At 69.5% G+C, this 15,168-nt stretch carries 13 protein-coding genes; 4 read left to right on the top strand and 9 right to left on the bottom strand.

Annotation, left to right across the window (positions count from 1 at the left end):
• Positions 1–48 precede the first annotated feature (48 nt).
• The 8 genes from KUG38_RS13820 to KUG38_RS13855 form a co-directional block, all read right to left on the bottom strand.
• The gene (locus KUG38_RS13820) at positions 49–906 is read right to left on the bottom strand and encodes an outer membrane protein (RefSeq protein WP_216922624.1); all 858 of its coding nucleotides are present in this window, start codon (positions 904–906) and stop codon (positions 49–51) included.
• A 525-nt stretch (positions 907–1,431) separates the two neighbouring features.
• Positions 1,432–1,773 carry a hydrogenase maturation nickel metallochaperone HypA gene (hypA, locus tag KUG38_RS13825; protein ID WP_216922626.1) on the bottom strand — a complete coding sequence of 114 codons (342 nt, stop codon included), beginning with the start codon at positions 1,771–1,773 and terminating at the stop codon, positions 1,432–1,434.
• Positions 1,766–2,215 carry a hydrogenase maturation protease gene (locus KUG38_RS13830; RefSeq protein ID WP_216922628.1) on the bottom strand — a complete coding sequence of 150 codons (450 nt, stop codon included), beginning with the start codon at positions 2,213–2,215 and terminating at the stop codon, positions 1,766–1,768. Before KUG38_RS13830 ends, hypA begins: the two co-directional genes overlap by 8 nt.
• Complete coding sequence (locus KUG38_RS13835; RefSeq protein ID WP_216922630.1) at positions 2,212–3,654, bottom strand: Ni/Fe hydrogenase subunit alpha; 1,443 nt, start codon at positions 3,652–3,654, stop codon at positions 2,212–2,214. Before KUG38_RS13835 ends, KUG38_RS13830 begins: the two co-directional genes overlap by 4 nt.
• 10 nt (positions 3,655–3,664) lie before the next feature.
• A complete protein-coding gene (locus KUG38_RS13840; RefSeq protein ID WP_216922632.1) occupies positions 3,665–4,243 on the bottom strand; it encodes an NADH-quinone oxidoreductase subunit B family protein in 579 nt (192 codons plus the stop codon).
• 11 nt (positions 4,244–4,254) lie between these two features.
• The gene (hoxU, locus tag KUG38_RS13845; protein ID WP_216922634.1) at positions 4,255–4,974 is read right to left on the bottom strand and encodes a bidirectional hydrogenase complex protein HoxU; all 720 of its coding nucleotides are present in this window, start codon (positions 4,972–4,974) and stop codon (positions 4,255–4,257) included.
• Positions 4,974–6,569 carry a NuoF family protein gene (locus tag KUG38_RS13850; RefSeq protein ID WP_216922636.1) on the bottom strand — a complete coding sequence of 532 codons (1,596 nt, stop codon included), beginning with the start codon at positions 6,567–6,569 and terminating at the stop codon, positions 4,974–4,976. Before KUG38_RS13850 ends, hoxU begins: the two co-directional genes overlap by 1 nt.
• A 54-nt stretch (positions 6,570–6,623) precedes the next feature.
• Positions 6,624–7,592 carry a type 2 periplasmic-binding domain-containing protein gene (locus KUG38_RS13855; protein WP_216922638.1) on the bottom strand — a complete coding sequence of 323 codons (969 nt, stop codon included), beginning with the start codon at positions 7,590–7,592 and terminating at the stop codon, positions 6,624–6,626.
• 221 nt (positions 7,593–7,813) lie between these two features.
• Here KUG38_RS13855 and KUG38_RS13860 point away from each other — a divergent pair, with 221 nt between their 5' ends.
• Both KUG38_RS13860 and KUG38_RS13865 read left to right on the top strand, forming a co-directional pair.
• Positions 7,814–10,444, top strand: a complete 2,631-nt coding sequence (locus KUG38_RS13860) for a putative bifunctional diguanylate cyclase/phosphodiesterase (RefSeq protein ID WP_216922640.1) — start codon at positions 7,814–7,816, stop codon at positions 10,442–10,444.
• Complete coding sequence (locus KUG38_RS13865) at positions 10,441–12,240, top strand: sensor domain-containing diguanylate cyclase (protein ID WP_216922642.1); 1,800 nt, start codon at positions 10,441–10,443, stop codon at positions 12,238–12,240. The genes KUG38_RS13860 and KUG38_RS13865 overlap by 4 nt, the downstream gene beginning before the upstream one ends.
• Here KUG38_RS13865 and KUG38_RS13870 read toward each other — a convergent pair.
• Entirely contained in the window at positions 12,222–12,764 is a 543-nt protein-coding gene (locus KUG38_RS13870; protein ID WP_286196047.1) for an NAD(P)H-dependent oxidoreductase subunit E, read from the bottom strand. The two genes, KUG38_RS13865 and KUG38_RS13870, sit on opposite strands and share 19 nt — an antisense overlap.
• 133 nt (positions 12,765–12,897) lie before the next feature.
• Here KUG38_RS13870 and KUG38_RS13875 point away from each other — a divergent pair, with 133 nt between their 5' ends.
• Both KUG38_RS13875 and KUG38_RS13880 read left to right on the top strand, forming a co-directional pair.
• Positions 12,898–13,044: a hypothetical protein gene (locus tag KUG38_RS13875; RefSeq protein ID WP_216922645.1), complete on the top strand. Its 147-nt coding sequence runs from the start codon at positions 12,898–12,900 to the stop codon at positions 13,042–13,044.
• Between the two features lie 127 nt (positions 13,045–13,171).
• The gene (locus KUG38_RS13880; protein WP_216922646.1) at positions 13,172–15,148 is read left to right on the top strand and encodes a sensor domain-containing protein; all 1,977 of its coding nucleotides are present in this window, start codon (positions 13,172–13,174) and stop codon (positions 15,146–15,148) included.
• The last annotated feature ends 20 nt before the right edge of the window (positions 15,149–15,168 follow it).

Consider the following 15,168-nt stretch of genomic DNA (forward strand, 5'->3'; position numbering starts at 1 on the left):
GGCACGGAGTCCCGACGGGGCCGGATGGCCACAGGGGCCATCCGTTGATCACCAGAGGCCGCGGATCGGCGCGGGGGCCGGTTCGGGCTGGAAGACCGGCGCAGGAGCCGGCGCGGGCTGCATGACGGGTTCCGGCTCCGGGGTGGGAGCGGGCGCGGCCGCCACAGGACGGGCACCGAAGCGGTAACGGAAGCCGATCTTGCCGCCGAAGCTGTTGAAGGCGTCGAAGGTCAGGTTCTCGGAGGAATAACCGCCGGCACCTTGATAGACGCCCTCAAGGTAGACATCGGAGTTGTAGCTCATGGCGTAGCTGACACCGACCTTGGCCTGCCAGCCGAACAGCCCCTTGTTGACGCTGTTGGTGGGGAAGCCATTGAGGCTGAAACTCGGGGTGCTCAGGTTGGTGTACCCGATGCCACCGCCGATGTAGGGCGTCCAGCGGCTGTTGGTCTCGATGTCGTAGTAGAGGCTGGCCAGCACATCATTCTTGTTGATGATGCCGGAGACGTTGTTGGTGAAGGGCACGATGCCGAAGGCCCCGAAGCCGATCGGATTGGCGGCACCAACGGCGTTGAGGCTGGCCCGGCTGTAGCCGTAGGTGAGCTCGGCGCGGAGGGCGCCGAAGTCGTAACCCACGCCGACGTCCCCGGAGAAGCCGCCGCCGAGGTCAAGCTTGGTGGAGTTGTTGTTGCCGAAGTTGAACAGCAGCGGCGTGAAGAAGGGAGAAACGAGCGTGCCGGTGCTGTTGACCGTCTGGTCGCTGGGGGTCTGGGCGCCGGCACCGATGGTGAGGTACCACCCCTTGGCGGAATAGACCTCCTTCACCACCGGCTGGGGGTAGGTCTGGGCGATGAGGGTGGCGTCCGGGGCGACCTGGGGAGCCAGCTCTGCGCTGGGGGCTGCCACCGAAGGAGCGGAGTCCAGGGTCGGAACCGCCGCGGCGGGACGATCACTGGCGCCGGCCTCAGCAAGCCCTGGAAGACCTGCGGACGATTCCGACGTCAAGGGATTCGTCACGGGCTCGGTGCGTTCGCCAACAGCCCTGATTTCCGCCATCGCGGGACCGCCAAGCAGGAGACCACCTGTTGCGGCGATTCCCACCCCGCGGAGAAACGTCCGACGGAATGTCCTGGTGAAATTCTTCGAGAAATAAGTCATGGGGGTTGTGCTCCTCTCACTCATTTACAGATAAACCCGCTCCATGGACGAATTGAAATGCCATGGACAGCATCAGGCCTGGCACAGAGAAGCCAAAATAAGAAAACTTGCACAAGATTACGTTTCGTCCCTTAATCCAGTGCCCATTGGGCTTCAACATAAAATAGGTAGGATTTTTTTCAATCCTGGGCGGGATCACCGTCAACCTCGGGCGGTTCGCCGCCTGCACCGCCCATTCCGGTCCATCGCCTATTCCGGTCCGACGTCGCCGGTTCAGTCGAGGTCCAGGGAGGCCAGCTGCAGTTCCCGGCCCCGCAGCAGCTCCCGACTGATGCGGCCGCAGCGGGGGCACGCGCAGCAGCCATCGCGCGCCGCGAAGGGCTGCTCGCAGGTGGCACAGAGGCATTCGGCGCTCACCGCCTCGATCACCAGCCGGGAGCCGGCGGCGATGGTTCCCGCCATCACCACCGTGTGGGCCAGGCGCAGGGCCTCGATCTCCACCCCCGCCAGGCTGCCCACCCGCAGGGTGATGGCGGTGATGCGGCCGGCCCCGTGCAGAGCGGCCTGCTCCAGCACCTTCTCCCGCACCGCGTCCATGAGGCTCAGTTCATGCATGGGGCGCCGCCCCCTCCCGCAACCAGGCCCGCAGCAGCCGGCGCGCCTGGGGCAGCTGGCGCCGCAGCTGGGGCGAGAAGCACTCGCCCCAGGAGAAGTCGAAGGCCGGCACGAGCAGCTCGTGGGCCGGCACGCAGCGGTGGAACAGCTGCTCGGCCAGGGCCAGCAGCCGGGCGGGGGCCACCCGGTGCGTGTCCCGCTCCCAGCCATCCGTGGCCAGCAGGGGCCGCAGCAGGCAGCGGCTGCGCGGGGGCGCCAGCCAGGCATCGACGATCAGCAGTCGGTCGGCCGCGGCCACGGCTTCGGCCAGCTCGGGGGTGAGCTGGTGGCGCTGCAGCCCCAGGCCCTCCACGAGGTGCCAGCCCACCCCGTCATCGCCCCGCAGGGGGTTGCCGATGCCGATCAGCAGGGCGCCTCCGGTGCCGACGCCGCCGCCGCTCATCCCCGCTGGCGCTCGGCCAGCACCGTGCCATCGGCGGCCAGCAGCTGCAGGCGCAGCGGCATCTGGCCGGCGGCATGGGTGGAGCAGGAGAGGCAGGGGTCGAAGCAGCGGATGCCCGCCTCCACCCGGTTGAGCATCGCCTCAGGGATCTCGGCGCCGGCGGGCACCGGATCGGGGATGTACTCCTGGGCGATCTGGTGCACGGTGCGGTTCATCGCCAGGTTGTTCTGGCCGGTGGCGATGATCAGGTTGACGCTGGTGAGCAGGCCGTCGTCATCCACCTTGTAGTGGTGGAAGAGGGTGCCCCGGGGCGCCTCGCTGACGCCCACCGCCTCGTTGCGGTTGAGGGAGGCCCGCAGTCGGATGCGGCCGTGCATCAGCTCGGGATCCTGCACCAGGACCTCGATCGCCTCCAGGCAAGCCACGATCTCCACCAGCCGGGCGTGGTGGTACCCGAAGCTCGAGGTGGCAGGCTGGCCGCTGCGCTGGCGCAGCTCCGCCAGCTCCCGGTCGGCCCAGGGGGTGCCGACGCTGTCGCAGACGTTGAGCCGGGCCAGGGGGCCCACCCGGTAGATGCCGGCCGGGTAGCCCAGGGGCTTGTAGTAGGGGAACTTGAGGTAGCTCCAGGGTTCCACCGCCTCGCCGAGGAAATCGGCGTAGTCGTCCTCGCTGAGCTGGTCGGCCACGATCGCCCCGGTGGCGTCCCGGAAGCGGATGCGCCCCTCGATGTGCTCCCAGAGCCCGCTGGGGGTCACCAGACCCATGAACAGGCTGGGGAAGTCGCCGAAGACCCGCTGCTCCTTCTGCAGCGGACCATCGAGCAGCTTCTTGTAGAGCTCCAACGCCAGGGTCACCGTGGCGCGGGCTTCCGGCAGGCGATCCAGGATCCAGTCCTTCGCCTCCTGGCTGAGGGGGGAGCGCACGCCCCCGGGCACCGCCCAGGCGGAGTGGATCTTGCGGCCGCCCAGCAGCTCCAGGATCTGCTGGCCGAACTGGCGCAGGCGGATGCCGGCGCGGGCCAGGTCGGGGTCGGCCGCCATCAGGCCGAAGACATTGCGCTTGGCCGGATCGCTCTCCCAGCCCAGCAGGAAATCGGGGCTGCTGAGGTGAAAGAAGGAGAGGGCGTGGGACTGGGTGAGCTGGGCCAGGTTGAGCAGCCGCCGCAGCTTGTCGGCCGCCGGGGGGATCGCGAGGGCCAGCAGCTTGTCGCCGGTCTTGGCAGCCGCCAGCAGGTGGCTCACCGGGCAGATGCCGCAGATGCGGGCCGTGATGCCCGCCATCTCGGTGAAGGGCCGGCCCTCGCAGAACTTCTCGAAACCCCGATACTCCACCACGTGGAAGCGGGTGTCGGTGAGGTGGCCGGCCCCATCGAGGTGGAGGGTGATCTTGGCGTGGCCCTCGATGCGGGTCACCGGATCGATGATGACGGTGCGGGTCATGGCGAGGTCCTCATCCGAAGCGCAGCATGGCGGGCCCCTCCATCACGGGCCGCTCGCCGGCCAGCAACGGGGTGATCGCCTCACGGATGCGCTCAGCCGAAGGGGGGCAACCCGGCAGGTAGATGTCCACCGGAATCACCTCATGCAGGGGCAGCACCCGGGGCAGGAGTTCGGGGACGATGCCGGGGGCGAAGGGCAGCTGGCCGGTGGCATCGGCCAGCTCCAGGTAGCCCCGCTCCAGCACCGCCTTGGCGCCGTCGTGGCCGCCATCGAGCAGGTTGCGCAGGCCAGGCACGTTGGCGGTGACGGCGCAGTCGCCGAAGGAGATCACCAGGGCCGTGCGCTCGCGCACCTGCAGGGCCAGCTCGAGGTTGTCGACGTTCGCCACCGCCCCCTCCACCAGGGCGATGTCGACGTTCTCCGGGTAGATCTTGACGTCCGTTCCGACCGGCGAGAAGACCACGTCCACCTTCTCGGCCAGGTCGAAGAGGAACTCGTCGAGGTCAAGGAACGACATGTGGCAGCCGGAGCAGCCCGCCAGCCAGACGGTGGCGAGGCGGAGCTTGGCGGCGGCGGGGGAGGGGGTCATGGGGTGGGGGGTCACTGGTTGTGCCAGCGGTGATGGTCACGGGCGGTGCGCAGCAGGGCGGGCAGGCCGGGGTCGGACTGTTTCTCGGCGGTGGTGTCGGTGTTGCGGAACAGGGCGCCGGTGGGACAGACCTCGACGCACTTGCCGCAGGAGGTGCAGGCCTGCACCTGGCCCCAGGGCTCATCCAGGCCGGCGACGATGTGGCACTGGCCGCCGCGGCTGCCGATGTCCCAGACGTGGGCCCCCTCGATCTCATCGCACACCCGCACGCAGCGGGTGCAGAGGATGCAGCGGTTGTGGTCGAGGGTGAACTGGGGGTGGGAGGCATCCACCGACCGCTGGGGGTACTGGTAGGGGAAGCGGGAGTGGTCCATGCCCACGGTCACGGCCATGTCCTGCAGCTCGCAGTGGGTGTTGGCCACGCAGACGGCGCAGACGTGGTTGCCCTCGGCGAAGAACAGCTCCACCGTCATGCGCCGGTACTCCCTGAGCCGGGGGGTGTGGGTGTGCACCACCATCCCTTCGGCGGCGGCGGTGCTGCAGGCGGGCAGCAGCTTGGTCGACCCCTCCACCTCCACCAGGCACAGCCGGCAGGAGGAGACCGGATTGAGGCCATCGAGGTGGCAGAGGGTGGGGACGTCGGCCGCGGCGGCACGGGTGGCCTCCAGCAGGCTGGCGCCGGCCGGCACCGCCACGTCCTGGCCATTGACGTTGAGGGTGACGACAGCCATCAGCGGACCCTCCCGGTGGCGAGGGCGTCCGCGGGCTGGCGGCAGGCGGCCTCGTATTCGTGGCGGAACCAGCGCAGGGTGCTGAGCACCGGATTGGGGGCCGCCTGGCCCAGGCCGCAGAGGCTGGTGACCTTCACCATCTGGCAGAGGGCATCGAGGCGTTCCATGTCCTCGGGGGTGGCCCGGCGCTCCACGAAGCGATCGAGCAGCTGGGCCAGCTGCACGGTGCCGGCGCGGCAGGGGATGCACTTGCCGCAGCTCTCGTTGACGCTGAAGCCCATGAAATGGCGCGCCACCTCCGGCATGGAGGTGCTCTGCCCCATCACCACCATGCCGCCGGAGCCCATCATCGAACCCAGCTCCACCAGGCTTTCGTAGTCGACGGGGGTGTCCAGCCGTTCCGCCGGGATGCAGCCCCCCGAAGGCCCCCCGGTCTGCACCGCCTTGATCGGTGAACCATCGGGCACGCCGCCGCCGATCACTTCCACGACGGTGCGCAGGGGGGTGCCCATGGGCACCTCCACCAGGCCGGTGTTGACCACCGCCCCGGAGAGGGCGAACACCTTGGTGCCCTTGCTGTGCTCGGTGCCCATGGCGGCGTACCAGTCGCCGCCTTCCCGCAGGATCGCCGGCACGGCGGTGAAGGTCTCGACGTTGTTGATCAGGGTGGGCGCCCCCCAGAGGCCCGACTGGGCCGGGAAGGGGGGCCGCGGCTGGGGCATGCCCCGCTGACCCTGGATCGAGAGCAGCAGGGCCGTCTCCTCGCCGCAGACGTAGGCGCCGGCCCCCACCCGCACCTCCAGCCGCAGGTTGAAGGTGGTGCCGTGGATGTGGTTGCCCAGCAGGTGCCGGCTGCGGGCCTGCTGCAGGGCCAGCCGCAGCCGCTCGATCGCCAGGGGGTACTCCGCCCGCACGTAGACGAACCCCCGCTCGGCGCCGACGGCGTAGGCGGCGATCGCCATCCCCTCGATCAGCCGGTGCGGATCGCTCTCCAGGACGCTGCGGTCCATGAAGGCGCCCGGGTCCCCCTCGTCGGCGTTGCAGACCACGTAGCGGGGGCCGGGGGGCTGGAGGGCCACCGTGTCCCACTTCAGGCCCGTCGGATAGCCAGCACCGCCCCGGCCGCGCAGGCCGCTGCGACGCACCTCGTCCCGCACCTGCTCGGGGCTGAGCTCCTGCAGGACACGCTGCAGCTGGGCGTAGGTGCCGAAGGCGATCGCGTCGTCGATGGACTCGGGATTCACCTGCCCGCAGCCCTCGAGCACCACCGGCCGCTGCAGGGCGAAGAAGGGACCCTCCAGATCGATCCGATGGGCCGCCAGGGGATCGGCGGCATTGGAGACGGCATCGGCGATCAGGGCCCCGGCCTGCTCCGGCGCCAGCCCCCCGAAGAGCCGGGTGCCGCCGGGCCGGTCGCAGGCCACCAGGGGTCCGCTGCCGCACTGCCTCAGGCAGCCCACCGGCTTGATCGTCAGCTGGGAGGGATCGAGGCCGGCGGCGTCACGGGCGCCCTCCAGCGCGGTGCGCAGGGCCTGGCTGCCGGCGGAACGGCAGCCACTGGCATCGCAGCAGCGCACCTGCACAGGGGAAGGCATGGTGAACCGGGGGCGCCTTTCCTTCTGCTAGCCAGGAAATGGCCGGGGCGCCGTTCAGCGGGCCTTGACGAGGCCCCGGGCCATGGTGTCGTCCGTGGCAGGCAGGGGGGTGTTGGCCGGGATGATGCCATTGGCGTAGAGCACCTGGCGGATCTGCTCCAGCAGCGGGGGCAGGTTGTTCTGTTGCGGGTCGAGCAGCTCGTACTGCTCCTGGGCCCCGGGATAGCGGACCCCCTCCAGCACGGCGTCGGCGGCGCCGGGATCGAGGCCGAGGTAGTCGGCCACCTCATGGCGGACGGCGGACGGGGATTGCCTCTCCTTCAGCCGCACCGCCTGCCAGCCCTGGATCAGGGCCAGGACGGCGTCGGGGTGAAGGCGCAGCAACTCGGGTTCGACGGCGAGCACATCGAGGATCTCGTTGGGGAGCTGGCGGCTGGTGAACAGCGTGTCCAGGGGCAGGGCACGCAGCAGCCTCTCGCTGCGGGGTGGGTAGCTCACCACCGCCGCCACCGTCCCCTGGCGCAGGGACGCCTCCCAGGCGGTGGCGGGCAGGAAGCGGAGCTGGGAGGGCAGCGGGGGTGGCAAGTCCTGGGATTCGAAGGCGCGGGCCAGCAGGTAGCGGGAGAGGCTGCTGCGGTCGAGGGCGATCGGCCGGCCGGCCAGGCCCTTGAGATCCTTCACGTCCCGGCGGGCCAGCACCTGATCGCCGCCGCGGGATTCATCGATCACGTAGACGATCACCGGACAACGCTCCGGGGCCACCCCGCAGATGGTGACCACATCGATCGCCGTGGTGGCGATGGCCTGGGCCGCCCCCGCGATGTAGGCCTGCACCGCGCGGTCGTTGTCGGCGAAGTTGCGCAGGTCCAGCCTGAGTCTTCGGGGGTCGTAGTGCTGCCGGGCCTGGGCCAGGGCGAAGTAGGCGTAGCCCGGCCAGGGATTCATCGCCAGCACGAACCGGGGAGGCTGATTTGGGCAGCCGACCAACAGCGTCACCACCAGGGCCGCCAGAGCGACCAGCACACGGTTCAGGGTCCGCCAGCCGTTCCGGCGCCTCCCCGGGGGAATGGCGAAGCCAGCGACAGCCCCCATGGGTGGGCCAGAAATGTGAAAAAAGTATTATGGGTGATCAGAGCGAACGGTTTCCGTCCCGCCCGGCCCCGCCGCCGCGTCCACCCCTGCTGCCTTCTCCCCCGCCAGTTGGGCCCCAGCCCCGGGAGTCAAGCTCCCCGGTGATTGCCGTGTTGGCCATCGGAGCCCTGGGCACCGCCCTGCTGACCTGGAGCAGCGTCCATCAGACCATCACGGCGCACCGCAACCGGGAGCAGCCCGCGGCCGATCTCGTCGTTGCCGCCCTGCACCGGAAGCTGGACAACACCGAATCGCTGCTGCGGGGTCTGGTCGGCCTTCAGATGGCGTCCCAGGAGGTCACCCTCGCGGAGCTGCAGCGATACGTGGCGTCCCTCGAGAGCGATGGCCGCAGCCTGGAGGGCATCGGCACCCTGGGCTTCGCGACCGCCGCCGCCGGGCAGGCGCCGATCCGGCTGGTCGCCCCGATGGATCCCGGCAGCCGCGCCCTGCTGGGGTCGGATCTGTGGTCGTGGGCGCAGGGCTCCGGCAAGGAACCCGACCGGGAGACTGCACCGCCGGAGGGGTGGCTGCTCCCCGGCCGCCCCCGGCCGGGGGAGCCGGCCTTCCTGGTGCAGATTCTGCCCTTCGGCAGCAGCCCGGGCACGGCAGCCCCGGGGTCGCCGCCGGCGAGGCGCTGGGCCTTCGCCACCCTGCCGCTGCGGGATGTCGTGCGGGCGGCCCTCAACCACCCGTTGGTGCGGCTCCACGAACCCGTGGATCTGCAGCTGTACATCGGCGATCGCGCCGACCCCGCCCAGCTCCTCTACGACTCCCGCAACCTCCCCGAGGCGGGCGTGCTGCCCCATGCCCTCTCCCGCAGGATCGACACCGGGGGGGAGCGGTGGCTGCTGCTGGTGCAGGTCCCCCTGCATGGCCCCTCTGACTGGCTGCCCAGCTGGGTGGCGGTGCTGCTGCTCGGTCTGACGACCAGCCTGCTGGCCGCCCTGCTGACCCGGGAGCTGCAGCGGCGGCGGCAGCGGGCCGAACAGGAAGGCCGCAGCCTGGGGGAGCTGCGGAGCCAGCTGGAGGAGAGCCTCCAGTGGCTCCACCTCCACCGCCGGGCCTGCTCCCTGGTCCAGGAGGGGATCGTGGTCACCGACCGGGGCGGGGCGATCCTCGCCTGCAACGAGGCCTACGTCGCGATCACCGGCTACCCGGAGGAGGAGCTGGTGGGCCGCAATCCCCGCATGATGAACTCCGGTTATCAGTCGACGGCGTTCTATGCCGACCTGTGGAAACAGCTGCTCGCCAGCGACCGCTGGGAAGGGGAGATCTGGAACCGACGCCGCAGCGGTGAGGTCTATCCCGTCTGGATGCGGATGGCAGTGGTGCGGGACAGCTCCGGTGAGCCCAGCCACTACATCGCCGCCCTCGCCGATCTGAGCGTGCTGCGGGAGAAGGACAGGCAGCTGGAGTATCTCGGCTTCCATGACCCTCTGACCCGCCTGCCCAACCTGCAGATGGCCGAACTGCGGCTCGGTCAGCTGTGCCAGCAGGCCCAGCCCCTGGTGGTGATCTGGATCGAACTGGACGGCATCAAGCGCATCGAGGAAAGCTTCGGCCAGGCCAAGGGGGATCAGCTGGTGCAGCTCGCCGTCGATCGGCTGGGACACTTCGTGGGGCCCGTCGACGTCATGGCCCAGGTCGGCAGGGGCGAGTTCCTGATCGTGCATGCCCTGGAGGCGACCGGCCCCACGGCCCTGGAGTCGGCCCGCTCCCTGATGGCGGCTCTCACCGATCCAAAGGCTCCGGGAGGAATGCTGGAGCTCACCCTGTCGGCCTGGGCGGGCATCAGCTGCTTCCCCCAGGACTCGCAGGAGCCGGAAAGCCTGCTGCTGTTCGCCTCCACGGCCCTCGCCCAGGCCAGACGCCAGGGGCCGCAGGCCGTGCAGCGGTACGCGGCCGAGATGACGGTCCGCAGCCGCCACCGCCTGGCGATCGAAGCCCATCTGCAGCGGGCGATGGACGCGGGTCAGCTGGAGCTTTTCTACCAGCCCCAGGTGGACGGCCAGGGGACGCTGCTGGGGGCCGAGGCCCTGCTGCGTTGGCGCAGTCCGACGTTCGGTTCGGTGTCTCCGCTGGAGTTCCTCCCCATCGCCGAAGCCAGCGACCTGATCCACAGGATCGGGGAATGGGTGCTGAAGAACGCTTGCCGCCAGTGGCAGCTGTGGGTGGAGGCCGGATTCGAGCCCGGACGGCTGGCGGTGAACCTCTCGAGCCGGCAGTTTCAGGATTCGCGCCAGACCGTGCCGGACATGGTGCAGGCGTGCCTGAGCCATTCGGGGCTGGACGTGAAACGACTGGAGCTGGAAATCACGGAAAGCTGCCTGATGCCGGCTCTCGGTACCCGGGAACAACTTCTAAACTTGGAAAGCATGGGTGTGGAACTGGCGATCGACGATTTCGGCACCGGTTTCTCCTCCCTGAGCACCATCCACAACTTTCCGGTCCACAAACTCAAGATCGACCGCTCCTTCGTGGATGGGGTCGACGGCAACCCCACCTCCCAGTCGATCGTGCGGGCCACCCTGGCCATGGCCGAGGGCCTGGGGGTGAACGTTCTGGCCGAGGGGGTGGAGCGCCCCGAGGAACTGGACTTCCTGATCCGCTGCGGCTGTCCGGCCTTCCAGGGCTACCTGTTCAGCCGCCCACTGTCCGCCGAGGCGTTTGAGGAGCTGCTCCGCAGGGGAGCAAGGCTCGGCCCGGTGGCGGGCGGCGAACCGGCGGCGGTCCCCCTGCCATGAGAGCCCCCCGCCCCACCATGACGGTGCGCCAGGGACTGCTGCTGGCCCTGCTGGCCGGGCTGGCGTTGCTCGGCAATGTGGGCGCGCTGCCGCTGTTCTTCGGCATCCAGATCCTGCTCGGATCGATCGTTCCCACCCTCATCCTTCTCTGGCGCCGGGGCTGGTGGAACGTGGCGGTCGCCTTCCTGGCCAGCCTCTACACCTGGAAGCTCTGGGGCCATCCCTGGGCCATCGTCATCTTCACCGCCGAGGCCCTGTGGCAGGCGGTGTTCGTCAATCGCCTCAACGGCCCGCCGGAGAACGACCTCAAAGGCCGGATCATCCTGGCCGAGATCGCCTTCTGGCTCCTGGTGGGGACACCGATGGTGTTCTTCTTCTATGGCGTGGTGCTGCAGATCGATCCGGCAAACGTGGCCGTGACGGCCGCCAAGCAGGCGGTCAACGGCCTGGCCAACACGGTGGGGGCCTTCCTCCTGTTTGTGCTGCTGCAAGTGTGGCGGAACCGAAGGGGTCAGGGACTGCTGCCCCTGCGGGGCCTCGTGTTCTCCGTGGTGCTGGCGGCCTTCACGTTGCCGGCCCTCGCCCTCACCTTCCTCTCGGGCAACCTGCTCCAGGGTGCCGCCCAGGAGGCGGTGCTCGACAACCTGCGGACCGTCGCCGAGGCCGCGGCCCGGATGGATCCCAGCCAGCTCGACGAGCCCACCCGGCGACTGCCGGCCAGCCCCGGAGCGACGGCCTTCCTGCTCATCGATCGGGAGGGCCACCGGATCAGCTCCAATCCTGGATTGTTCCTGCGGCTGGACAACAACTTCCTCCCGGCCCCGCAGGAGTGGATCCAGCCGGATGGGCTGCAGATTCTGGTGCCAAGGGGCCCCCGGCCCGCCCTCAAGGTGTGGATCCAGGGCTACTGGAGCACTTCCGTGATCTCCGGCCGCCAACGGGTGCAGGTGGTGCAACCCGCTGGCCCCGTGGTGCTGAAGCTGCAGGCCCAGAGCACCACCCTGCTCACCGCGTCGCTGGGGCTGATGCTGCTGGGGGTCCTGCTCAGCGAGCTGATGGCCGGCCTGGTGGAGGCCCAGATGCAACTGCTGCGTGCCTCGGTGCCGGAGGTCGGCGACGACGTCCCCGGCCTTGCCGGCGGGCCTGAGCCTGAAGGGGATTCCGGTGATGGCAGCGTCATCGCCGAGGTCCAGGGCCTGGTGGGGCACCTCCACGAACACCTGCGCAGGGAGGCCCGCCTGAGTCAGGATCTGGCCGCCATGAGCGAGCGGTTCCGCCAGAGCAGCGAGCAGCTCAGGCAGCTCTCGAGCACCGATCTGCTCACCGGGGCCAGAAACCGGTCCGAGCTGGAGTGCAGTCTGAAAGTGATCAGCCAACGGGCCTGCGAGTGCACCGTGCCCCTGTCCTGCCTGGCCTTCGCCGTGCAGGGCCTGCGGCCGATCAACACCGTGCTCGGCCGGCAGAAGGGGGATGAGGTCCTGCAGCGGCTGATCGCCAGCGTGAAGCAGCTGCTGCACGCCAACGACGAACTGTTCCGCATCGGCGGCAGTGAATTCCTGTTGCTGCTCTGGGATCAGCCGCTCGAATCGGCCCGCACCACGGCGGAACAGATCCGCAGGGTCGTGACCGAGATGGCCCTGCCGGCGGGGAAGGGACCCGCCACCGGCCTGGCGATGAATGCGGGGGTGAGCCTCCTGTCCGCCTCCGATGCCAGCGGCCAGGCCATGCTGTCGCGGGTGGAGCTGGCCCTGAACCAGTCCCGGGATCTGGGGGCCAATCAGGTGGTGGTGCGCTGAGGCAAGCCGGCGGCCTCCAGCCGGGCCTCCAGTTCCTCGGGCTGGTCCACCGGCAGCCGGGTCACCAGCTCGCCGTCCACCACCAGCACCGGCGCCTGGCCGCAGGCCCCCAGGCAGCTGACGTGCTGCAGGGCCCAGACACCGTCCCCCACCGGGTCATCGAGGCGCACCCCCAGCCGCTGCTCGATGCGCGTCGCCACCTGTCCCCCTCCCTTGACGTAGCAGGCGGTGCCGAGGCAGATGGCGCAACGGTGGGCGGTGGGGGGCTCCAGCCGGAAGAGGTGGTAGAAGCTGGCCACGCCGTGGACGCGGCTCAGCGGCAGCCGCATGGCAACGGCCACCAGCCGCAGGGACTCCGGCGAGAGATAGCCGTGGAGCTCCTGCACCTGGTGCAGCACCTCGATCAGGGCATCGGCGCGGGCCCCGTGGCGACGCACCACCTGGGCGATGCGCGGATCGTCGCTGGCGGCGGCGGCGGCGGCTTTTGCTGCTGCTGCTGCTGATTCTGCGGTGGAGCTGGTCATGCCGAAGGTCTCCCACGTCTTCGTGTTAGCCACCGTCGGGGCGAAGGTCATCACGGCCCTGGGCAGAAGACCTGCAGACGAGACGGGGGGAGCCATACCTATAATCATTCTTGATATGGACGGACGCCGGCCCATGACTCCCCTCCTGCGACAGGCCCAACTTCAGGCGGTGATGCTCGGCATGGCGTTGGTCTTCGCCTCGGCGACCCTGGCCTGTGAGAAGCACCTCAAGGGGCACCAGAACAGCTCCGAGACCCAGACGGAAGGCATGAACCGCTGAGGCCTTGAACCACCGGCAGTCGGTGGCATCGGCGGCTCCGTGATTGTCCGTTTCCTTCGTCAGTCACCACAATTTGCGTTCTTTCCAACGTCGCTATCGATCACGACTGGTCCTCCTGGCTTCGGCCTTGATCGGCTTTTTTCTCGTCGATCTGCTGTTGTCGAGACGCCTGGGAATCACGCTGTTTCCGTACTACTGGATCCCCGTGGTCCTGGCCGCCTCGTTCGCCACGCCCCGCCAGGTGGGCTGGTTCACGAGCCTGGCGATCGTCCTGACGGTCGTCTGGTCGCTCCACTCACCCCAGGCCAGCACCTTGAAGCTGCTGCTGCGGCTGGCCGGCCTGGTCGGGATGGCCTGGGTCGCGATGCACCTGGCACGGGAACTGCAGGCGAAGGAACGCAGCAACCGGGAGCTGAAGGATCACTACCAGCTGTTGGCCGAAAACGCCCCCGACGTCGTTCTCAGCAGCGACCGGCAGGGGCGGATCTCCTGGGTCTCCCCGTCGGTGCGTCAACTGCTGGGCCACGACGCCCGCGACCTCAAGGACCGGACCATCGCCGAACTGGTGCTGGAGTCGGACCGTGCCCGGCTGGATCGGGCCATCGGCCAGGTCCTCCAGGGGGAGAGCAGCGGCTGCGATGTGCGCTTCCGTGCCGCCGACGGCGACGGTCGCTGGATCTCCATGGCCCTGCGGCCGATGTCCGGCGCCGATGGCGACGTGCTGGGCATGGTGGGCAGCTGGCGTGACATCCAGGGTGAGGTGGAGGCCCGTCTGGCGGAGGAGCGCACCAAGGCGGCCCTGGCCGCTTCGGAGGAACGGCTGCGGCTCACGATGGAGAACGCCTCCACCGGCATCGCCCTGCTCGACGGGGAGGGCCATGTCCTCTCCATCAACCCCGCCGGATGCGGGCTGCTTGCCCGCGACCCGGACGACCTGGGGGGGCTCGGCTGGCCCTCGTTCTCACCGCCGGAGGACCGGCACCGGGAAGCCCCGCTGATGGCGGAACTGTTGGACGGCCGGCGTGGTTCCTATCGGCTGCGCAAGCGCTTCCTCCAGGGGGAGCGCCCCCCCATCTGGGTGGACTGCAGCGTGTCCTGCTCCCGCCGACCCGACGGCAGCCTGGCCTTCGTGATCGCCCAGTTCAATGACGTGACCGAGATGGTGCAGGCGGAAGCGGCCCTGGCCACCTCGGAGCAGCGCTACCGGCTGCTGGCGGAGAACTCCAGCGACGTGGTGCTGCTGATCAAGGAGGGCCGGGTCAGCTGGATCTCCCCCTCGCTCACCTGCATGCTGGGCTGGCAGCCGGACGACTGGATCGGCCATCCGCTCAGCCGCTTCATCCCCCCCGACGACCATCCGGTGCTGGAGCAGGACCTCCAGACCCTGGCGGAGGGTCGCACCGTGGTGCGACGGCTGCAGGCCCTGGCCCACGACCGCAGCCACCGCTGGGTGGAACTCCATGCCAGCCCCCACCGGGATTGCCGGGGCCGGCTCGACGGCATCGTCGGCTCGTTCCGCACGGTGGACCAGGAGGTGGCCGCCGAGCGGGAACTGGCCCGCCGGGCCTGCACCGATGAGCTGACCGGCCTGGTGAACCGCCATGAGGCCCTCGAGCGCATCACCGCCATCGCCGGCCGGGTGGTGCGCAAGGGGGACGCCACCGCCGTGCTGTTCTGCGATCTCGACAACTTCAAGGAGATCAACGACACCTTCGGCCACGTGCCCGGCGACGAACTGCTCCGGACGGTGGCCTCCCGGATCCGCACGGGCCTGCGCAGCGGCGACATGGCCGCCCGCATCGGCGGCGACGAGATGGTGGTGGTGCTGCAGGGGGTGCGGGGCATGGATGATGCGGTCACCATCGCCGAGAAGCTGCGGCGGGCCGTGGCCGAGCCGATCGCCACCAGTGCCGGCAGCCTGTCGATCACCCTCAGCATCGGCGTGACCTTGCTCCGGCCGGGCGAAAACCCCGACGAGATCATCTCCAGGGCCGACCACGCCATGTACCGGGCCAAACAGACCGGCCGCAACCAGGTGGTGCCCTTCAGCGACCAGACCGACAGCGCCGATGGCCGCAGCGTCAGCTGGCAGCCCGTGCTCTGAGCAGGACCGGCGCGGCATGG

This window comes from Synechococcus sp. CCAP 1479/9, from assembly GCF_019038535.1.
GTDB lineage: Bacteria > Cyanobacteriota > Cyanobacteriia > PCC-6307 > Cyanobiaceae > Cyanobium.